This is a genomic window from Enterobacter cloacae complex sp. 418I7, assembly GCF_050030705.1.
Lineage (GTDB): Bacteria > Pseudomonadota > Gammaproteobacteria > Enterobacterales > Enterobacteriaceae > Enterobacter > Enterobacter intestinihominis.
Window position 1 is genome coordinate 4,517,952 of the sequence record NZ_JBLGUU010000001.1, and the last position, 19,792, is coordinate 4,537,743.

17 protein-coding genes are annotated in these 19,792 nt (G+C 57.2%); 6 read left to right on the forward strand and 11 right to left on the reverse strand.

Going from position 1 to position 19,792, the window contains the following annotated elements; translation table 11 throughout:
* Window positions 1–4 precede the first annotated feature (4 nt).
* From ACQG0S_RS21750 to ACQG0S_RS21760, 3 genes are read right to left on the reverse strand one after another with little or no spacing between them, the layout of a single operon-like run.
* The gene (locus ACQG0S_RS21750; protein WP_225303528.1) at window positions 5–2,485 is read right to left on the reverse strand and encodes a fimbria/pilus outer membrane usher protein; all 2,481 of its coding nucleotides are present in this window, start codon (window positions 2,483–2,485) and stop codon (window positions 5–7) included.
* Window positions 2,486–2,489: 4 nt separating this feature from the next.
* Window positions 2,490–3,164 (reverse strand): fimbrial biogenesis chaperone, encoded by a 675-nt coding sequence (locus ACQG0S_RS21755; RefSeq protein ID WP_022649767.1) that lies wholly within the window; start codon window positions 3,162–3,164, stop codon window positions 2,490–2,492.
* 30 nt (window positions 3,165–3,194) lie between these two features.
* Window positions 3,195–3,776 (reverse strand): fimbrial protein, encoded by a 582-nt coding sequence (locus tag ACQG0S_RS21760; protein WP_032621994.1) that lies wholly within the window; start codon window positions 3,774–3,776, stop codon window positions 3,195–3,197.
* 1,099 nt (window positions 3,777–4,875) lie between these two features.
* Between ACQG0S_RS21760 and lldP the strand changes: the two genes are divergently transcribed.
* The 5 genes from lldP (at window position 4,876) to trmL (ending at window position 10,525) form a co-directional block, all read left to right on the forward strand.
* A complete protein-coding gene (gene lldP / locus ACQG0S_RS21765) occupies window positions 4,876–6,531 on the forward strand; it encodes an L-lactate permease (RefSeq protein WP_022649769.1) in 1,656 nt (551 codons plus the stop codon).
* Window positions 6,528–7,301: a transcriptional regulator LldR gene (gene lldR, locus ACQG0S_RS21770; RefSeq protein ID WP_023298877.1), complete on the forward strand. Its 774-nt coding sequence runs from the start codon at window positions 6,528–6,530 to the stop codon at window positions 7,299–7,301. Before lldP ends, lldR begins: the two co-directional genes overlap by 4 nt.
* Entirely contained in the window at window positions 7,298–8,485 is a 1,188-nt protein-coding gene (lldD, locus tag ACQG0S_RS21775) for an FMN-dependent L-lactate dehydrogenase LldD (protein ID WP_022649770.1), read from the forward strand. Before lldR ends, lldD begins: the two co-directional genes overlap by 4 nt.
* A gap of 179 nt (window positions 8,486–8,664) precedes the next feature.
* Window positions 8,665–10,005: an MFS transporter gene (locus tag ACQG0S_RS21780; RefSeq protein ID WP_048966146.1), complete on the forward strand. Its 1,341-nt coding sequence runs from the start codon at window positions 8,665–8,667 to the stop codon at window positions 10,003–10,005.
* 46 nt (window positions 10,006–10,051) lie between these two features.
* On the forward strand, window positions 10,052–10,525 hold the full coding sequence (gene trmL, locus ACQG0S_RS21785; RefSeq protein ID WP_022649772.1) for a tRNA (uridine(34)/cytosine(34)/5-carboxymethylaminomethyluridine(34)-2'-O)-methyltransferase TrmL: 474 nt from the start codon (window positions 10,052–10,054) through the stop codon (window positions 10,523–10,525).
* Between the two features lie 36 nt (window positions 10,526–10,561).
* Here the strand turns inward: trmL and ilvC are convergent, their stop codons facing one another.
* Window positions 10,562–12,037, reverse strand: a complete 1,476-nt coding sequence (gene ilvC / locus ACQG0S_RS21790) for a ketol-acid reductoisomerase (protein WP_022649773.1) — start codon at window positions 12,035–12,037, stop codon at window positions 10,562–10,564.
* A 152-nt stretch (window positions 12,038–12,189) separates the two neighbouring features.
* Here ilvC and ilvY point away from each other — a divergent pair, with 152 nt between their 5' ends.
* Window positions 12,190–13,080 carry an HTH-type transcriptional activator IlvY gene (gene ilvY / locus ACQG0S_RS21795; protein ID WP_017382574.1) on the forward strand — a complete coding sequence of 297 codons (891 nt, stop codon included), beginning with the start codon at window positions 12,190–12,192 and terminating at the stop codon, window positions 13,078–13,080.
* A gap of 45 nt (window positions 13,081–13,125) precedes the next feature.
* Here the strand turns inward: ilvY and ilvA are convergent, their stop codons facing one another.
* The 7 genes from ilvA to ilvL form a co-directional block, all read right to left on the reverse strand.
* Window positions 13,126–14,670, reverse strand: a complete 1,545-nt coding sequence (gene ilvA, locus ACQG0S_RS21800) for a threonine ammonia-lyase, biosynthetic (RefSeq protein ID WP_169441321.1) — start codon at window positions 14,668–14,670, stop codon at window positions 13,126–13,128.
* Window positions 14,671–14,672: 2 nt separating this feature from the next.
* Window positions 14,673–16,523: a dihydroxy-acid dehydratase gene (ilvD, locus tag ACQG0S_RS21805; RefSeq protein WP_022649775.1), complete on the reverse strand. Its 1,851-nt coding sequence runs from the start codon at window positions 16,521–16,523 to the stop codon at window positions 14,673–14,675.
* A gap of 60 nt (window positions 16,524–16,583) precedes the next feature.
* Entirely contained in the window at window positions 16,584–17,513 is a 930-nt protein-coding gene (gene ilvE / locus ACQG0S_RS21810) for a branched-chain-amino-acid transaminase (protein ID WP_003860182.1), read from the reverse strand.
* A gap of 18 nt (window positions 17,514–17,531) precedes the next feature.
* Complete coding sequence (gene ilvM, locus ACQG0S_RS21815) at window positions 17,532–17,795, reverse strand: acetolactate synthase 2 small subunit (protein ID WP_003860184.1); 264 nt, start codon at window positions 17,793–17,795, stop codon at window positions 17,532–17,534.
* Window positions 17,792–19,438: an acetolactate synthase 2 catalytic subunit gene (gene ilvG / locus ACQG0S_RS21820; RefSeq protein ID WP_094948592.1), complete on the reverse strand. Its 1,647-nt coding sequence runs from the start codon at window positions 19,436–19,438 to the stop codon at window positions 17,792–17,794. The genes ilvM and ilvG overlap by 4 nt, the downstream gene beginning before the upstream one ends.
* A 2-nt stretch (window positions 19,439–19,440) precedes the next feature.
* Window positions 19,441–19,491: a peptide IlvX gene (gene ilvX, locus ACQG0S_RS21825; protein ID WP_166792073.1), complete on the reverse strand. Its 51-nt coding sequence runs from the start codon at window positions 19,489–19,491 to the stop codon at window positions 19,441–19,443.
* A gap of 86 nt (window positions 19,492–19,577) precedes the next feature.
* The gene (ilvL, locus tag ACQG0S_RS21830; protein WP_001311244.1) at window positions 19,578–19,676 is read right to left on the reverse strand and encodes an ilv operon leader peptide; all 99 of its coding nucleotides are present in this window, start codon (window positions 19,674–19,676) and stop codon (window positions 19,578–19,580) included.
* Between the last annotated feature and the right edge of the window lie 116 nt (window positions 19,677–19,792).

Genomic DNA, 19,792 nt, shown 5'->3' on the forward strand with positions numbered 1-19,792 from the left:
TCCTCTAGTGGCACTCAAGAGACAGCGTAGCGATGCCGGGGGCCATATGAGCTTTCCCCAGTCTGAAAGGTGTCTGGCATTGCTGCTGCTCCCCGTTTTCATACCAGGTGACGCGCAGGGTGCCGCGCTCGGGTACTCCGCTCAGGTAGGCCTGACCGCCGTCAGCGACCATGCTTCGGTTTGCAGAATGGCGGTTCTGCTCCACCACTTCAGCCTGCGCGCCAAACGGCAACGGTTCGCCGTGGTAGCGCAGGGAAAACAGAACGCGATAACCAATGTGGGTTGTGTAATTGGCCAGCACCACCGCGCCGCTGGTGGGAATGAGCGTCAGACCGCTTTGCTCAATGTCGACGTTCTCACCCAGCGTCGCCGTATCAAGGCTGACGGTATTTTTGCGATACGCCGAGAGCGTTGGCATGACCGCATAGCCGCGGCTGTCGGTATGGATCCCGTTATAGCCCTTCGGCTCAACGTTCGCCGCGCCGGGCACGCGCAGCAGGGCGACGGTATCGCCCAGCGGCTGGCTAAGCGTGACGCCATACTGCGTGGCGATAACGCCTCCGGCGAGTCCAAGACTCGCGTTGCTACCGTTTCGGCTGTGGTCATAACCGAGGCTGACGTTGCCGTAGCCACCGTTGTATTGCAGCGCCAGGCTGGTGCTGTCGGCCTCTCCCTCACTGGTCTTACTCTGCTGAACGCTGTAATTCAGGTTGCGGTTCGCCAGCGCGCTGCCGTTGAGTGACACCTGCTGCGTGGTCATCCCACGATTGTTGTGGTTGGCGTAGTAACTGACCGAACTGCCCGGCAGCCAGTTGCCAAGCGGAACATTGACGTTAAACGACACGGTGCGATCGGGATGCTGCTCAAGCGCTGAGTCGGTGTAGTCATACCCCGCGCCCCAGGAAATACCCCGCCAGCTGGTGTACCAGCCAATGTGGATGGTTTTATCCTGCCCGGACGTATGCCAGTAATCCTGCATCCATGCCGAGACGCTGAGGCTGCCGAACTGACCCAGCGTCTGTGAAAAAGTGACCTGCGAGCGGCTACGGCGATTATTGAGTTGCAGCTGTTGGCTGTCAGACTGATTCAGTTCACTAAATTCGTAGTAATTGCGCGAGGCATAGCGATAGCTCGCCAGGTTGAAGGCGGTGCCGGTAGCGCTGAAATCTTTCTGGTACTGAATGCGCCACGCCTGCCCCATCGCGCTTTTGCCGTCGGGTAAACGGCTTTTTGCCAGCGTATCATCAATACCCAGCGAGCCAAATGCGCCAAACCCTCTGCCTACGCCAATTGCACCGGCCTGATAGTTGCTCGCCGTACGAAAGCCGCCATACACCGTCATCCTGGAGAGCAGACCGTAGAAGAAAGCGCCTTCAACAAAATCGGGCGAACGCGCATCACCGGAGCCGGAGTGAAATCGTCCTGCATTGAGACTGTATTTCAGGCTGCCCTGGCGTCGCATAAACGGCACCGCAGAGTAGGGCTGGGTAAAGACGCGCGTTGAGCCGTCACTTTCCGTGACCGTAACCTGTAGATCGCCACTTTGTGCGCCCGGAAACAGATCGTTAATGATAAATGGCCCGGCGGCCACCCAGGTTTCATAGATCACATAGCCATTTTGCGAAACGGAGACTTTAGCGAAGCTGTGTGCGACGCCGCGGATGGTTGGTGCGAAGCCGCGCTGGCTGTCGGGCAACATGCTTTCGCTTGATGAGAGCTGTACCCCGCGAAACGCCACGCTATCGAAGACGTCGCCTGCGGTCCAGGCATCACCGATCCGTAGCTGGCTGTTAAGACGGCGAATATCCCTGGTCAGCCAGCTACTTTGCGACTGAAAATGGTCGCCGCCCGCGTCGCTGTAGCTCCAGGCCGAGGTGTTACGCAGCCGCCACGCCCCCAGATTAATGCCGTTACGCAGGCTCAGATAGCTGGATGTTGTGACCCCGCTCTGATGACGGGCCTGACCGCCCGACAGACTGTAATCAGTAAATGCCGCCGGGATACCATCGTCCCACTGCGACTGCGGCACGTAGCCACGGCTGCGGTGTTTCATTGCCGCCTGCGGCAGGCTGAGAAAGAGACGCTGCTGGTTGAAATCATAAGAAGTTCGCGCTGCCGGAATAAAATCCTCGAGGTGCGTGAACGTTTCTCCCTCCTGCAACCGGCAGAATGCAGGAATGGCCCCTACATTTACGCCAAGCGCTTCCAGCAGCGATACGCTAAAAACGGGTTGCAGGCTGCCTTTCTCATTGACGAAGGTGATCTCCTGATGCCGCTCCTCGCGTCCGTTAATCTCCAGCGTCACGAGCCAGGTGCCTGGCATCTGCCCGCCCTTTTCAGAGAAATAGTGCAGATCCGCCGTTTTCTGTTCAGTAGAGGAAAGCTCCAGCGCGGCGGGATCAAAGTAATCCTCGGCCATCCCCGCGCGGCTGAAGCTAAGCAGCAACACCGAAAGCGGCGCGTAACGAAACAGGCGAAAAGGCATGGTCTTAAAGAGGCTGGGTGTGGGTGGCGGTGATGGCACCAAAATCATTAATAGCCGACCAGCTTACGCCCCCGGAGGCGGACACAGGCCATTCCCGGGTTTCCCCTGGACCGATCATGCCCGGCTGCTCAATTTTATGCCCGCCAACGGTCAGACGATAAAAAGAGACGTAGTATGGCGTCGGGTTAGCGGCCTTAAGCCCTTTTCCCGTTCGCGAAAACGTTATTTTCTGCCAGGCCGTGGCGGCGTCCCCTTTCAGGTTGTCCGGGCGGTAGAATATTTTAAATTTCGATTTGACGTTTACCTGTAATTCGTTGCTGCTCTCTTTTGGCTTTGGCGCTATCGCTTTAATATCGAGCCAGAATACAGATTCACGATCTGTGGGCAGCGGAGCGCCGGTATATTGAATACGCAGCGTGTTGGTCTGCTCCGGATCAAGTCTGAACAGAGGTGGTGTGACAATAAATGGCGCAGCGTTATTTTTATCCGGCCCATCGCCTTCAACCCACGACTGAATAAGATAGGGAACCGCACTTTCCATATTAGAAACAGAAAATGCCACCTCCTTGCTGTTTTGCGGGTATACGATCCGTGTTCCCCCCATTACAACGCCAGCGGAAACTGACGCAGAACTAACCATTAATGCAGTGAGCATAATATACGATAAACGTTTCATCATTATTATCTCTGGAGGTGGCTGACAGTGAAATCAGTTATAAACCATCAGGAAGTTGGATACGGCGTTAACATCGCCGGCGTTGATTTCCGTGCCATCTTTGTCAAGTGCGGCATAGAAAGTTAATTCAGCATTGCCTTGATCATCCGGTGCGGTTGTTTCAGATACCGTACCCGGTTTAATCGCGGTGCTGCGATCGCTGTTATAAAGCTTCACGCCGACACCCGTCGCCATACCTTCACCCGGCGTAACCTGAAGCAGTGTGTCATTCACCGTATCTTTGGTTCCGTCAAACAGTACCGCAACCGATTCAACCGTCTCCGGGCAGTTTTCCACGTTGATTTTGAACTCGCGCGGCGTCGTTTCGTTGTGATCGTCAAAGTAGCTTTTTGCCCACGCCCCAAGGTCTACCGTTTTGTTTTTAGAGGCCGGAGTAATATCACAGGAAATAAGGGTAATCTTCCCGGTAAAATTGATCACCCCGCCCGTACTTTGCGAACCCGCACCGGTATCCAGAGAAGCATTAACGCCAGAATCACTGCTTGCCAGTACTGATTGAGAAGATAACAGCAGCCCCGCCGCGGCAATCGCCAGCGCCACATTTTTGATTTTCATTTGGAACACTTTCCCCTCTGTAAATTAAACAGATATAGATTTGTTGTACCAGGTACAATAACCGCTATAAGGATTTAAAAACGCCACCGAAAGGTTTTTAGCAGAATGGGTGACGCGACCTTATAGAATAAAGCAGGGTCCATCCCATGGTGATAATCCGTATATTTTCAGAAGGCCATACACAGATATCCTTCAACTGAGGAATGACTTCTGGCCGAAAATAACACTGAATACGTTGTGGTTAGTAATAAATTTAAAATCTTCTGTTACGTTGCTTCTGAATAAATAGTAAATCAAATGCCTTTTAACGTCTACGCATTGAAAAGCAATATGCCGCGTCTGTAAACACTCAGAAATTAACACTCAACTAACAAATTTAACCCCTTTCGATTGCCATAATAATTATTAATCTGCTTTTAATACCGCAACTAAATTACAAGAGAGTTAACTGATCATTGTTTGATCAATTTATTTCAGAATATTATTAGCCAAAAAATGTCTGTTCAGCGCAAAATTCTTACCCTTTATCCTGAAAAACCGCAATTGAACAGGATATTTCCTTATCGATCATCAATTGATCGTTTGTAATACACTGTTAAAATCTATATGTGAAATTTACCTTAATTAAAATTTTTTGCTACAGCTTAGATTTCGCATTTTTAACCAAAAAAAATTTTTATTTATAGGAAATATATCACTCTGCTCACACATATACAGCTTCTCAAAAACACAAATAAAACAAACAAACCTCATTCAATTCACGCAATATTATCACCTCTCCTTTTTATATAACCTCTTTTACGCGCCGTATCTGCTTAAAAGGCGAATGTAAGGCTCTCCACCTGACCACCGCTCCCAATGCACACGGTGATTTGATTTTGCGGGTTTGGTCCTACCAATCACGCACAAAGCTATCCATCGTTCACAATTTCGATGCTCCACTTCACAAAACAATTGCTGAATAGCAACACTTGGTTAACCATTTGTTGTCATTAACCCTACATCACAATATTGGAAGGACCACTTTTACACTAAGTGTGACGCAGAGATGAGCAGAGACTCACCCGACGAACACCTGTGTGGTCCTCAGGAGACCTGCATGAGCCTCTGGCAACAAAACTACGATCCGGCCGGAAATATCTGGCTGTCGAGCCTGATCGCATCGCTACCGATCCTGTTTTTCTTCTTTGCGCTGATTAAGCTCAAGCTGAAGGGCTACCTCGCCGCGACGTATACCGTTGCCATCGCCCTGATGGTGGCGTTGTTCTTCTACAAAATGCCGGTCGATCGCGCGCTGGCCTCCGTCGTCTATGGCTTCTTCTACGGCCTGTGGCCGATTGCGTGGATCATCATCGCCGCCGTCTTTGTCTACAAAATCTCGGTCAAAACCGGGCAGTTCGACATTATTCGCTCGTCGATTCTCTCCATCACGCCGGACCAGCGTTTGCAGATGCTGATCGTCGGCTTCTCCTTCGGAGCATTTCTGGAAGGGGCGGCAGGATTCGGCGCACCGGTGGCCATCACCGCCGCCCTGCTGGTCGGTCTGGGCTTTAACCCGCTGTATGCCGCTGGCCTGTGCCTGATTGTGAATACCGCGCCGGTGGCGTTTGGCGCGATGGGCATTCCTATTCTGGTGGCGGGCCAGGTGACCGGGCTGGACAGCTTCGAGATCGGCCAGATGGTGGGCCGCCAGCTGCCGTTCCTGACCATTATCGTGCTGTTCTGGATCATGGCGATTATGGACGGCTGGCGCGGCGTGAAGGAGACCTGGCCTGCGGTGATGGTAGCGGGCGGTTCGTTCGCCATTGCCCAGTATCTCAGCTCCAACTTCCTCGGCCCGGAACTGCCGGACATCATCTCTTCCCTGGTGTCGCTGGTCTGTCTGACGCTGTTCCTGAAACGCTGGCAGCCGGTACGTATCTTCCGCTTTGCTGACATGGGCGCATCGCACGTGGATCAGACGCTGGCGCGCACCGGCTATACCGCCGGACAGATTGTGCGCGCGTGGTCACCGTTCCTGTTCCTGACCGCCACCGTGACGCTGTGGAGTATTCCGCCGTTTAAAGCCCTGTTCGCCCCGGGCGGCGCGCTGTACGACATGGTGATTAATATCTCCGTGCCGTTCCTCGACAAAATGGTCGCCCGTATGCCGCCGGTGGTACACGACGCCACGCCGTATGCGGCAGTGTTTAAGTTTGACTGGTTCTCAGCCACCGGCACGGCCATCCTGTTTGCCGCTATCCTTTCCGTAGTGTGGCTGCGCATGAAGCCTGCCGCCGCGGTGCAGACCTTTGCGGCGACGATTAAAGAGCTGATGCTGCCGATTTACTCCATCGGCATGGTGCTGGCGTTCGCGTTTATTTCGAACTACTCCGGCCTGTCGTCGACGCTGGCGTTAGCGCTGGCGCATACCGGCCACGCGTTTACCTTCTTCTCGCCGTTCCTCGGCTGGCTGGGGGTGTTCCTGACCGGTTCAGATACGTCATCTAACGCCCTGTTTGCCGCCCTACAGGCCACAGCCGCGCAGCAGATTGGCGTCTCGGACGTGCTGCTGGTCGCCGCGAACACCACCGGCGGCGTGACCGGGAAGATGATCTCACCGCAGTCCATCGCCATTGCCTGTGCCGCGGTGGGGCTGGTAGGCAAAGAGTCGGATCTGTTCCGCTTTACCGTTAAACACAGCCTGATATTTACCTGCATGGTGGGCGTGATCACCACATTGCAGGCCTATGTCTTAACCTGGATGATTCCATGATAGTGATGCCCAGACGTCTGTCCGACGAGATTGCCACTCGCGTACGGGCGCTGATAGAAGAACAACAGCTGGAAGCGGGCATGAGATTGCCCGCCGAGCGTCAGCTTGCCGCCCAGCTTGGCGTGTCGCGCAATTCACTGCGCGAGGCGCTGGCGACGCTGGTCAGCGAAGGGGTGCTGCTGAGCCGTCGAGGCGGCGGCACCTTCGTGCGCTGGCAGCATGACGACTGGTCCGAACAAAACATCGTGCAGCCGCTTAAGACGCTGATGGAAAACGACCCGGACTACAGCTTTGACATCCTCGAAGCGCGTCACGCCATCGAAACCAGCACCGCGTGGCATGCGGCGATGCGGGCAACCGAGGCCGACAAAGAGAAGCTCAAAGCCTGCTTTGAGGCCACGCAAAGCAGCGACCCGGACATCGCCTCCCAGGCGGACGTGCGTTTTCACCTCGCGATTGCCGAGGCGTCACATAACGTGGTTCTGCTGCAAACCATGCGCGGGTTCTTCGACCTGCTGCAATCCTCCGTGAAGCAGAGCCGCCAGCGCATGTATCTGGTGCCGCCAGTCTTTGCCCAACTGACCGAACAGCACGAGGCGGTGCTCAACGCCATTCTGGCCGGTGATGCCGAGGCCGCGCGCAAGGCGATGATGGCGCATCTCGGCTTCGTGCATACCACCATTAAACGATTCGATGAAGATCAGGCCCGACAGGCGCGTATTACCCGTCTGCCTGGCGAGAGTGATATTTCCAGGGAGAACAAAGCATGATTATTTCCGCAGCCAGTGACTATCGCGCCGCGGCACAGCGCATTTTGCCGCCATTCCTGTTCCACTACATTGACGGCGGGGCGTACGCCGAATATACCCTGCGCCGCAACGTGGAGGACCTGTCGGAAGTGGCCCTGCGCCAGCGCGTGCTGAAGAATATGTCTGACCTGAGCCTTGAGACGAAGCTGTTTAACGAGACGCTCTCCATGCCGGTGGCGCTTGCGCCCGTCGGCTTATGCGGCATGTATGCCCGCCGGGGCGAAGTGCAGGCCGCCGCCGCAGCAGATGCCAAAGGCATTCCGTTTACCCTTTCCACCGTGTCCGTCTGCCCGATTGAAGAGGTCGCCCCGACCATCAAGCGCCCGATGTGGTTCCAGCTGTACGTCCTGCGCGATCGCGGTTTTATGCGTAACGCCCTTGAGCGCGCCAAAGCGGCGGGCTGCTCCACGCTGGTCTTTACCGTCGATATGCCCACGCCCGGCGCCCGCTACCGTGATGCGCACTCCGGCATGAGCGGTCCGAACGCCGCGATGCGCCGCTACTGGCAGGCGGTGACGCACCCTCAGTGGGCGTGGGATGTCGGCGTGAATGGCCGTCCGCACGATCTGGGCAATATTTCGGCCTACCTGGGTAAACCGACCGGGCTGGAAGATTACATCGGCTGGCTGGCGAACAACTTCGATCCATCCATCTCCTGGAAAGACCTGGAGTGGATCCGCGAATTCTGGGACGGCCCGATGGTGATCAAAGGGATCCTCGATCCGGAAGATGCGCGCGACGCGGTGCGTTTTGGTGCCGATGGGATCGTGGTCTCTAACCATGGTGGCCGCCAGCTTGACGGGGTGCTCTCCTCCGCCCGCGCCCTGCCAGCCATTGCCGATGCGGTGAAAGGCGATATTGCGATTCTGGCCGACAGCGGCATCCGTAACGGGCTGGACGTGGTACGCATGATTGCCCTGGGCGCAGACAGTGTGCTGCTGGGCCGTGCTTACCTGTACGCGCTGGCCACCAGCGGCCAGGCGGGCGTGGCGAATCTGCTGAACCTGATCGAGAAAGAGATGAAGGTGGCGATGACCCTTACCGGTGCGAAAACAATCGGTGAAATCAGCAAAGACTCTCTGGTGCAGGAGCTCAGTAAGCTGCCTGCGGCGCTGGCCCCCCTTTCTCAAGGAAACGCGGCCTGATATCCCCCGGTTAGCCTCCCCTTCTTCCGCGCCCGGCTTTACCCTCGGGCGCTTTTTTTGTTGAAAATAACACCTGCGTAACATTCTGGATAAGAAAATTTGACACAACCCGCCCTCCGCAATTGTATAGACAAGCAAATACAAGAACACAAAAACAACATCACATCGGAGGGGAACGTATGACGTATTCAGGTCGGGTGGATATTCAGCAGGTGATCGATGAGAGTCCTTTTTCAGGGTTTCACTGGCTTCTTATTGTGCTGGGCTTTCTGGTGCTGGCGATCGATGGTTTCGATACCGCAGCGATGGGTTACATTGCGCCTACGCTGTCGGCGGAGTGGGGAATACATAAACAGGATCTGGGGCCGGTGTTGAGTGCGGCGCTACTGGGGCTGTCGCTGGGAGCTCTTATTGCAGGTCCGGTATCGGACCGTATGGGACGCAAGCGCGTACTGGTCTTTTCATGCCTGTTCTTCGGCCTGGCGAGCCTGGGCACGGCCTGGGCGCAAAGTCTGAATACCCTGACGCTGTGGCGATTTCTGACCGGTCTCGGGCTGGGCGCCGCGATGCCTAACGCCATCACGCTGATCTCAGAGTTTGCCCCCCAGCGCTGCCGCGCCATGGCAATTAACACGATGTACTGCGGCTTTCCGCTGGGTGCGGCGGGCGGCGGGGCTATCTCGTCCTGGCTTATCCCTCACCATGGCTGGCGAAGCGTACTGCTGACCGGCGCGATTGCGCCGCTGATTTTAACGGTGCTGCTGGCGCTGCTGTTGCCGGAGTCGGTGAAGTTTCTGGTGCAGCGAGGGAAAGACGTCGCGCAGGTTCGCCGCATCGCCAGCCGGTTCGCCCGCAGCACGCTGGATAGCGTCACGGGCTTTTTCCTGGCGGAGGAGAAGGTCGCGTCGAAAAAAGGCAGCGTGTCGCAGCTGTTTTCCATGCCCTGGCTGCCCGGCACCCTGATGCTGTGGGTCACCTACTTTATGGGACTGGTGATTTATTACGTCCTGCTGAGCTGGATGCCAACGCTGATGCAGGGGATGGGGTATGCGCTGGCGGAATCCGCCTGGCTCACCTCGCTGTTCACCTTCGGCGGCACCGCTGGCATTCTGCTCGCGGGCTGGATGATGGACCGCTGGGAAGCGCACAAGGTGGTCGCGTGTGGTTTCGTGCTGACGATGGGCCTGATTCTTTTACTCGGCATTGAGCATAATCATATCACCCTGTTTGGCGGGTTAATCTTCCTGATGGGGATCGCGATGAACGGCGCGCAGTCGGGGATGCAGACCCTGGCCGCCACCTTTTACCCTACCGAGTGCCGCGCGACGGGTATCGCCTGGATGCAGGGGATCGGCCGCTTCGGCGGCGTGGCGGGCACCATGACCAGCGCCCAGCTTCTCTCCATGCAGTGGCAGGCGGACAGTATTTTGATGATCCTCAGCGTGCCTGCTCTCGTGGCCGCGGCGGCAACCGTCTACAAAATGCTGTATAGCCGCTCGCAGGAGCCGGGCGTCGCCTAGTCCCTCTCTTTTCTGCTATTCTGCCCCCCGCAATTAAGGGGGCAGCATGCTTAACATCGTCTTATTCGAACCAGAAATCCCACCCAATACCGGCAATATCATCCGCCTGTGCGCCAACACCGGTTTTCGTCTGCACATCATTGAGCCGATGGGCTTTACGTGGGACGACAAACGTCTGCGCCGCGCGGGGCTGGACTACCATGAGTTTACTGCCGTCGTTCGTCATCACGATTACGCCGCGTTTCTGGACGCAGAGAAGCCGCAGCGCATGTTCGCCCTGACCACCAAAGGCACGCCAGCGCACAGTGCCGTAAGCTATCAGGACGGGGATTATCTGATGTTTGGTCCGGAAACCCGCGGCCTGCCGGCCACCATTCTGGATGCCTTGCCCGCTGAGCAAAAAATTCGTATTCCGATGATGCCGGACAGCCGCAGCATGAACCTGTCGAATGCGGTGTCGGTGGTGGTGTATGAGGCGTGGCGCCAGCTGGGTTATCCCGGCGCGATACTGCGTAGCTAAAACAGTTCGGGTGGCTTGCGCCACCCGATTGTCTTTTTAGTCTGCTACTGCGATACGTTTCATATCGGTCATGTAGCCACGCAGTTTCTGGCCCACTTTCTCGATTTCGTGGCTGCGAATCGCTTCGTTTACGTCACGCAGCTGCGCGTTATCAACCGCACCTTCCGCAATCGCTTTACCCAGATCGCCTGCTTGCAGGGTAGTCATGAACTCTTTCAGCAGCGGTACGCAGGCGTAAGAGAACAGATAGTTACCGTACTCGGCGGTATCGGAGATCACCACGTTCATCTCATACAGACGCTTACGGGCGATGGTGTTTGCGATCAGCGGCAGCTCGTGCAGCGATTCGTAGTACGCAGATTCTTCAATGATGCCGGAATCCACCATGGTTTCGAACGCCAGCTCAACGCCCGCTTTCACCATCGCGATCATCAGTACGCCTTTATCGAAGTACTCCTGCTCGCTGATTTTACCCTCGAACTGTGGTGCCGTTTCGAACGCGGTTTTACCGGTCTCTTCGCGCCAGGTCAGCAGTTTCTTATCGTCATTCGCCCAGTCCGCCATCATGCCGGAAGAGAACTCGCCGGAGATGATGTCGTCCATGTGTTTCTGGAACAGCGGTGCCATGATGGTTTTCAGCTGTTCAGAGAGTGCGAACGCGCGCAGTTTTGCCGGATTGGACAGACGGTCCATCATCAGCGTAATGCCGCCCTGCTTCAGCGCTTCGGTGATGGTTTCCCAGCCGAACTGAATCAGTTTTTCCGCGTATGCCGGATCGGTGCCCTCTTCCACCAGCTTGTCGAAGCACAGCAGAGAACCCGCCTGGAGCATGCCGCACAGAATGGTCTGCTCGCCCATCAGGTCAGATTTCACTTCCGCAACGAAGGAAGATTCCAGTACGCCCGCACGATGGCCGCCGGTGGCCGCTGCCCAGGCTTTGGCAATCGCCATGCCTTCGCCTTTCGGATCGTTTTCCGGGTGAACGGCGATCAGCGTCGGTACGCCGAAACCACGTTTGTACTCTTCGCGCACTTCGGTGCCCGGGCACTTCGGTGCCACCATCACTACGGTGATGTCTTTACGGATCTGCTCGCCCACTTCAACGATGTTGAAGCCGTGGGAGTAACCCAGCGCGGCGCCGTCTTTCATCAGCGGCTGTACGGAACGCACAACGTCTGAGTGCTGCTTGTCTGGCGTCAGGTTAACCACCAGGTCCGCCTGCGGGATCAGCTCTTCGTAGGTACCTACTTTGAAGCCGTTTTCGGTCGCTTTACGCCAGGAAGCGCGCTTTTCAGCAATCGCTTCTTTGCGCAGGGCGTAGGAGATATCCAGCCCGGAGTCACGCATGTTCAGGCCCTGGTTCAGACCCTGTGCGCCACAGCCAACAATGACCACTTTTTTACCCTGAAGGTAGCTCGCGCCATCAGCAAATTCATCGCGCGCCATGAAGCGGCATTTGCCCAGCTGCGCCAGCTGCTGGCGCAAGTTCAGTGTATTAAAGTAGTTAGCCATGGGTGATACCTCGTGATGTTGTGTGTCTTATTGTTCGGTTCGCGTTTCAGCGAGAATGTACCCACATTACAACAGGAAATTTATTGCGGAAATTGATATATTCACAACGTCACATTGCAATTTATGCAATGTAAAAAGAGGGAGTGGAATCGGTGGATTTACGCGATCTGAAAATGTTCCTGCATCTGGCGGAAAGCCGTCACTTTGGCCGCAGCGCCCGGGCGATGCACGTCAGCCCTTCCACGCTGTCGCGCCAGATCCAGCGCCTTGAGGAAGACCTCGGCCAGCCGCTGTTCGTGCGCGATAACCGCACCGTCACCCTCACGGAAGCCGGTGAAGAGCTGCGCATCTTTGCCCAGCAAACCTTGTTGCAGTACCAGCAGCTGCGGCACACCATCGACCAGCAGGGGCCGTCGCTTTCCGGCGAGCTGCATATTTTCTGCTCCGTGACCGCCGCCTACAGCCATCTTCCCCCCATTCTCGACCGCTTCCGCGCGGAACATCCGTCGGTTGAAATTAAGCTCACCACCGGCGATGCCGCCGACGCGATGGAAAAAGTGGTCACGGGCGAAGCGGATCTCGCGATTGCCGGGAAGCCGGAAACCCTGCCGGGCGCGGTAGCGTTCTCAATGCTGGAGAATCTGGCGGTAGTACTGATTGCCCCGGCGCTGCCCTGCCCTGTGCGCAACCAGGTCTCGGTGGAGAAACCGGACTGGTCGACGGTGCCGTTTATCATGGCCGATCAGGGGCCGGTGCGCCGCCGCATTGAGCTGTGGTTCCGCCGCCAGAAAATCAGCAACCCGTCGATTTACGCCACGGTCGGCGGCCATGAGGCGATGGTGTCGATGGTGGCGCTCGGCTGCGGCGTGGCGCTGCTGCCAGAAGTGGTGCTGGAAAACAGCCCGGAGCCAGTGCGCAATCGCGTGATGATTTTAGAACGCAGCGACGAGAAAACACCGTTCGAGCTTGGCGTGTGCGCACAAAAAAAGCGGCTGCATGAGCCGCTTATTGATGCGTTCTGGAAGATATTGCCGAACCACTAAAGCCGGGTGGCGCTGCGCTTACCCGTCCTACACGCAGCTCAACCCTTAGCCCGCGAGGAAGAAGCGGAACGCCGGGTTGTGGGTTTCGTCATGGCACTCATAGCCCAACTCGTTCAGGCGCGTTTCGAAATCCGGCTCGTGCTCGCCCAGCTCGAACGCCGCCAGCACGCGGCCGTAGTCGGTGCCGTGGCTGCGGTAGTGGAACAGAGAAATGTTCCAGTGGGTGCCCAGCGTGTGCAGGAACTTGAGCAACGCGCCCGGCGATTCCGGGAACTCGAAGCTGAACAGGCGTTCCCTGAGCGGCTTGGATGGACGGCCGCCGACCATGTAACGCACGTGCAGCTTCGCCATTTCGTCGTCGGAGAGATCGACCACGCTGTAGCCGCCGTCATGCAGCAGGCTGAGGATCTCTTTGCGCTCCTCCACGCCACGGCTCAGACGCACGCCGACAAAAATGCACGCATCTTTGGCATCGGCAAAGCGGTAGTTGAACTCCGTTACCGAACGGCCGCCCAGCAGCTGGCAAAACTTCAGGAAGCTGCCCTTCTCTTCCGGAATGGTCACCGCCAGCAGGGCTTCACGCTGCTCGCCCAGCTCACAGCGTTCGGACACGTAGCGCAGGCCGTGGAAGTTCACATTGGCGCCGGAAAGCACGTGCGCCAGACGCTCGCCGCGAATGTTGTGCTGGGCGATGTATTTCTTCATCCCCGCCAGCGCCAGCGCGCCGGACGGCTCCGCCACCGCACGCACATCCTCGAAGAGATCTTTCATCGCCGCGCAGATAGCGTCGCTGTCGACGGTGACGATATCGTCGAGATACTCCTGGCACAGACGGAACGTTTCATCGCCAATGCGCTTCACCGCCACGCCCTCGGCGAACAGCCCGACGCGCGGCAGATCCACCGGATGTCCGGCGTCCAGCGCCGCCTTCAGGCAAGCGGAGTCTTCCGCTTCAACCGCAATCACTTTGATCTGCGGCATTAGCTGTTTGATCAGCACCGCCACACCAGCGGCTAAGCCACCGCCGCCCACCGGGACGAAAACGCGGTCGAGATGGGCATCCTGCTGCAACAGTTCCAGCGCCAGCGTACCCTGCCCGGCAATCACCATCGGGTGATCGAACGGCGGGACCCAGGTGAAGCCCTGCTGCTGCGCCAGCTCAATCGCTTTGGCTTTCGCTTCGTCAAAATTCGCGCCGTGGAGCAGCACTTCGCCGCCGAACCCGCGCACCGCGTCGACTTTGATATCCGCCGTGGCAACCGGCATCACGATCAGCGCTTTCAGCCCTAAACGGGCCGCGGAGAACGCTACGCCCTGCGCGTGGTTGCCCGCCGACGCGGTAATGACGCCGCGCGCTTTCTGCTCATCCGTCAGCCCGGCCATCATCGCGTAGGCGCCGCGCAGCTTGAAGCTGTGCACCGGCTGCCTGTCTTCGCGCTTCACCAGAATGACGTTGTCGAGGCGCGAGGAGAGTTTGTCCATTTTTTGCAGGGGCGTGACCTGAACGGCTTCATAGACCGGTGCGCGCAGCACCGCTCTCAGGTATTCCGCCCCCTCGGGGGCGGCGGATAAGGGTTGTGACTCGGCCATCATTAGCCCCCAAGTTTAGATTTATCGCGCACCGCGCCTTTATCTGCACTGGTGGCAAGGCTTGCGTAGGCACGCAGGGCGAAGGAGACTTCACGCTGGCGGTCTTTCGGCGTCCAGGCTTTGTCGCCGCGGGCTTCCTGCGCTTCACGACGGGCCGCAATCTCCTGGTCACTCAGCTTCAGCTGAATGCCGCGGTTCGGAATGTCGATTTCGATCAGGTCGCCATCTTCGATGATCGCGATATTGCCGCCGCTTGCCGCTTCCGGGGAGACGTGGCCAATGGAGAGGCCTGACGTGCCGCCAGAGAAACGACCGTCGGTGATCAGCGCGCAGGCTTTGCCGAGGCCCATCGATTTCAGGAAGGTAGTCGGGTAGAGCATCTCCTGCATGCCCGGACCGCCTTTCGGCCCTTCGTAGCGAATGACCACCACGTCGCCTTCCACCACTTTGCCACCGAGGATAGCGTCTACCGCCTCGTCCTGACTTTCATACACTTTTGCCGGACCGGTGAATTTGAGAATGCTGTCGTCCACGCCTGCGGTTTTCACGATGCAGCCGTTTTCCGCAAAGTTACCGTACAGCACGGCCAGACCGCCGTCTTTGCTGTAGGCATGTTCCAGCGAGCGGATGCAGCCTTCGGCGCGATCGTCATCCAGCGTGTCCCAGCGGCAATCCTGCGAGAACGCCTGCGTGGTGCGAATACCTGCCGGACCGGCGCGGAACATCTTTTTCACCGCGTCGTCTTTGGTCAGCATCACGTCGTACTGGTCCAGCGACTCCGGCAGCGTCAGGCCGAGCACATTTTTCACGTTGCGGTTCAGCAGCCCTGCGCGATCCAGCTCGCCGAGAATACCGATGACACCACCAGCACGATGCACGTCTTCCATATGGTACTTCTGGGTACTCGGCGCGACTTTACACAGCTGCGGCACTTTGCGGGAGAGCTTGTCGATGTCGCTCATGGTGAAGTCGATTTCGGCTTCCTGCGCGGCGGCCAGCAGGTGCAGAACGGTGTTGGTGGAACCGCCCATGGCGATATCCAGCGTCATGGCGTTTTCGAACGCCGCTTTACTGGCGATGTTGCGCGGCAGCGCGCTGGCGTCGTCCTGCTCGTAGTAGCGTTTGGTCAGCTCAACGATGCGCTTGCCCGCGTTAAGGAACAGCTGCTTACGGTCGGCGTGGGTCGCCAGCAGCGAGCCGTTACCCGGCTGAGAAAGGCCCAGCGCTTCGGTCAGGCAGTTCATGGAGTTGGCGGTGAACATCCCGGAACAGGAGCCGCAGGTCGGACACGCGGAGCGTTCCACCTGGTCGCTCTGCTCGTCAGAGACTTTCGGGTCCGCGCCCTGGATCATCGCATCGACCAGGTCGAGCTTGATGATTTTGTCGGAAAGCTTTGTTTTACCCGCTTCCATCGGGCCGCCGGAAACGAAGATCACCGGAATGTTCAGGCGCAGGGAGGCCATCAGCATCCCCGGGGTGATTTTGTCGCAGTTGGAGATACAGACCATCGCATCGGCGCAGTGGGCGTTAACCATGTACTCCACCGAGTCGGCGATCAGCTCGCGCGACGGCAGTGAATAGAGCATCCCCCCGTGGCCCATTGCGATACCGTCATCCACCGCAATGGTGTTGAACTCTTTCGCCACGCCGCCAGAGGCTTCGATTTGCTCGGCAACCAGCTTACCGAGATCGCGCAGGTGCACGTGGCCCGGTACAAACTGGGTGAAGGAGTTCACCACGGCGATAATTGGCTTGCCGAAATCGGCGTCGGTCATTCCGGTGGCGCGCCACAGTGCGCGGGCACCCGCCATATTACGGCCGTGGGTGGTGGTGGCTGAACGATACTTAGGCATGCTTTATTTACTCCCGTCTGACTATTTAATGGGACGGTGCGTGCCGTCCCAAATTTATATTTAGTGATTAACCTGATCCAACCAGCCGTATTTGTCTTCTGTTTCGCCGGTGAACAGGCCGAAGAAGGCTTGCTGAATGCGTTTGGTGACCGGACCACAGCGGCCTTCGCCCACCTGAATGCCGTCGACGCTACGCACCGGTGTAATTTCAGCCGCGGTACCGGACATGAACACTTCGTCAGCCAGGTACAGGGATTCGCGGGACAGCACCTGCTCGCGTACTTCGATACCCAGATCTTTTGCCAGCTTGATGATGGCGTCGCGGGTGATGCCCGGCAGCGCGGACGAGGTAAACGGCGGGGTGAACAGAATGCCGTCTTTTACTTCAAACAGGTTTTCGCCCGCACCTTCGGAGATGTAGCCATTTACATCGAGCGCGATACCTTCCTGGTAACCGTGACGGCGCGCTTCGCTGCCAACCAGCAGTGAGGAGAGGTAGTTACCGCCCGCTTTAGCCGCGGTCGGGATAGTGTTTGGTGCCACGCGGTTCCAGGAAGAAACCATTGCGTCGATCCCCTGATCCAGTGCTTCCGCGCCCAGGTAGGCGCCCCACGGGAACGCAGCAATGATCACATCGGTGTTATAGCCAGCGGGCGGATTGACACCCATGCCGACATCACCCACGAAGACCAGCGGACGAATATAGGCACTGGTCAGTTTGTTCTGGCGGATCACCTCGCGGCAGGCTTCCATCAGCTCATCAACGCTTTGGGAGACCGGGAAACGATAAATTTTGGCTGAGTCATGCAGACGCTGCATGTGTTCGCGATGGCGGAACACCACTGGTCCTTTGTGAGAATCGTAGCAACGGATGCCTTCAAACACGGAGGTGCCGTAGTGCAGCGCGTGGGACATCACGTGAACTTTCGCGTCTTCCCAGCGAACCATCTCACCATTGAACCAAATGTAATCAGCTTTTTTTGTCGTCATTTTTTCGTCCTGTCACGCTTAAGCGCGGATTTGTTGTGATGTGGTTGTGCTCTGGCAGATGGCAACATGGGCAACGTCTACCAGTTTTGATAACTGACTAAACAGTAAGTCGACCGGCCGCGGGCTGGCAACGGTTAATTCGATACTGATATTTTGTGCATCCGTGGCCGTTTCCATATTCATAGAGCAAATCTGAAAACCACGGTGACGGACCACACGCAATACGCGTTCTAACGTTTCCGGGTTGAAGCGAGCCTGCACGGCAACCTGATGTTGCATCATGATAATTTCTCCAGCATTTGTGAGTTACTGGCACCGGGCGGTACCAACGGCCAGACGTTCTCAAGCTCGTCGATTGAGACATGAAGCAGGTATGGCCCTTCGCTTGACAGCATGGTGTCGAGTGCCGCTTCAACCTGGTCTTTACGGGTGATGTGCTGGCCAGGAATGCCGAAGGCGCTGGCCAGGGTGAGGAAATCGGGGTTGTCGGTCAGGGTCGTTTCGCTGTAACGCTCCTGGAAGAACAGCTGCTGCCACTGGCGAACCATGCCTAAACGCTGGTTATCGAGCAAAACGATCTTCAGCGGTAACTGCTTACGCTTCACGGTGCCGAGCTCCTGGACGTTCATCATGAAGGAGCCGTCACCGGAGATACAGATAACGGTATCGTTCGGGCGGGCAACCTGTGCGCCCACGGCAGCGGGCAGGCCGAAGCCCATCGTGCCTAAGCCGCTCGAGGTGATGAAGTTCTCCGGGCGGGTGTAGGTCATGTGCTGGGCTGACCACATCTGATGCTGGCCGACATCCGTCGTCACCACGCTGTCTGCGGGTTTGCGGTCGGACAACTGTTTCAACAACAGCGGCGCATAGATGGCCTCGCCGGGGTGGTCGTAACGCCAGGCGTGTTCAGCGCGCATATCGGCGGTGTGCTGACGCCATGGGTTGATATCCAGCTGCTGCTCCAGCGCCGGTAACAGCGCGTTGAGATCGCCCTGCAACGCGACATGCGCCTGACGCAGTTTGTTCATCTCCGCCGGGTCGATGTCCATATGGATCACTTTGGCGTTCGGCGCAAAGGTGTTCAGCTTGCCGGTGACGCGGTCGTCAAAACGGGCGCCGACGGCGATGAGCAGGTCACACTCCTGCACCGCCAGGTTTGCCGCTTTGGTGCCGTGCATCCCTAACATGCCCAAATAGTATGGATAGTCCGCGTCGACCGCGCCCAATCCTTTCAGCGTGCAGGTGGCGGGCATTTGCGTTACTGCGATAAATTCGCGCAGGGCAGGAACAGCCTGCGCCATGCCCACGCCGCCGCCTACATACAGCATCGGCTGTTTCGCCTGCGCCAGCATCTGGCGAGCCTCTTCAACCTCCGTATGGGGAAACACGTCGTCGCTTTCAACGGTGGAGAAGTGCGGTTCCAGATCGCCGAGTGCAACCTGAATATCTTTCGGGATATCTACCAGAACCGGACCAGGACGGCCAGAGCTGGCAACCTCGAACGCTTCGGCCATCACGCGCGGCAGCTCTTCGAGAGACTGAACGAGGAAGCTGTGTTTGGTGCAGGCAAGCGATAAACCGAGCACATCCACTTCCTGGAAAGCATCGGTGCCGATGAACGGAGAGGCCACCTGGCCGGTGATCGCCACCACGGGTACGGAATCGAGCAGCGCGTCAGCCAGGCCGGTGATCAGGTTCGTTGCGCCCGGACCGGAGGTGGCCATACAGACGCCTGTTTTACCGGTCGCACGGGCATAACCGATGGCGGCCATCGCTGCGCCCTGCTCGTGTCGGCACAAGAGGTGTTCCACGCCGCCGTCATACAGTGCATCGTAAATCGGCATAATTGCGCCACCCGGATAACCGAATACGGTTTCGACTCCCTGCGCGCGCAACGCATGTACTACCCATTGTGCCCCATTCATAGTTAGTTCCCCGTCATAAATCTGGAGAAACAGAATTTTGTGCTAGTCGTCATTCTCTGCTCCTCATTTAAGTTTTTTAGTCATAAAAAAACCCCCGGACCTTTCGGTGCGGGGGTCTTAGTTCGTTAAGGCTTGATTTCTAAGCCTTTCCTCGTCCAAGTGCAGCCCCGCACGGTGGGATAATAATCACCACCACGCTAATCACGACCAGGCTAATCACTCGTAGAAGGGCTGTCATTTTCAGTTCTTTTTGCATCTTGTTCGAAGGAATACCTAAAGAGTTACCACAGATATTTCATCTGACACAAGATTTTTTTATGACCCATTTCTGTAGCAGGCGAACTATTTCTTTCA

Bases quoted from the DNA above. Each gene is read 5' to 3' on its own strand.
- ACQG0S_RS21750 (WP_225303528.1), bottom strand. From the start codon at position 2,485: ATGCCTTTTCGCCTGTTTCGTTACGCGCCGCTTTCGGTGTTGCTGCTT.
- ACQG0S_RS21755 (WP_022649767.1), bottom strand. From the start codon at position 3,164: ATGATGAAACGTTTATCGTATATTATGCTCACTGCATTAATGGTTAGT.
- ACQG0S_RS21760 (WP_032621994.1), bottom strand. From the start codon at position 3,776: ATGAAAATCAAAAATGTGGCGCTGGCGATTGCCGCGGCGGGGCTGCTG.
- lldP (WP_022649769.1), top strand. From the start codon at position 4,876: ATGAGCCTCTGGCAACAAAACTACGATCCGGCCGGAAATATCTGGCTG.
- lldR (WP_023298877.1), top strand. From the start codon at position 6,528: ATGATAGTGATGCCCAGACGTCTGTCCGACGAGATTGCCACTCGCGTA.
- lldD (WP_022649770.1), top strand. From the start codon at position 7,298: ATGATTATTTCCGCAGCCAGTGACTATCGCGCCGCGGCACAGCGCATT.
- ACQG0S_RS21780 (WP_048966146.1), top strand. From the start codon at position 8,665: ATGACGTATTCAGGTCGGGTGGATATTCAGCAGGTGATCGATGAGAGT.
- trmL (WP_022649772.1), top strand. From the start codon at position 10,052: ATGCTTAACATCGTCTTATTCGAACCAGAAATCCCACCCAATACCGGC.
- ilvC (WP_022649773.1), bottom strand. From the start codon at position 12,037: ATGGCTAACTACTTTAATACACTGAACTTGCGCCAGCAGCTGGCGCAG.
- ilvA (WP_169441321.1), bottom strand. From the start codon at position 14,670: ATGGCCGAGTCACAACCCTTATCCGCCGCCCCCGAGGGGGCGGAATAC.
- ilvD (WP_022649775.1), bottom strand. From the start codon at position 16,523: ATGCCTAAGTATCGTTCAGCCACCACCACCCACGGCCGTAATATGGCG.
- ilvE (WP_003860182.1), bottom strand. From the start codon at position 17,513: ATGACGACAAAAAAAGCTGATTACATTTGGTTCAATGGTGAGATGGTT.
- ilvM (WP_003860184.1), bottom strand. From the start codon at position 17,795: ATGATGCAACATCAGGTTGCCGTGCAGGCTCGCTTCAACCCGGAAACG.
- ilvG (WP_094948592.1), bottom strand. From the start codon at position 19,438: ATGAATGGGGCACAATGGGTAGTACATGCGTTGCGCGCGCAGGGAGTC.
- ilvL (WP_001311244.1), bottom strand. From the start codon at position 19,676: ATGACAGCCCTTCTACGAGTGATTAGCCTGGTCGTGATTAGCGTGGTG.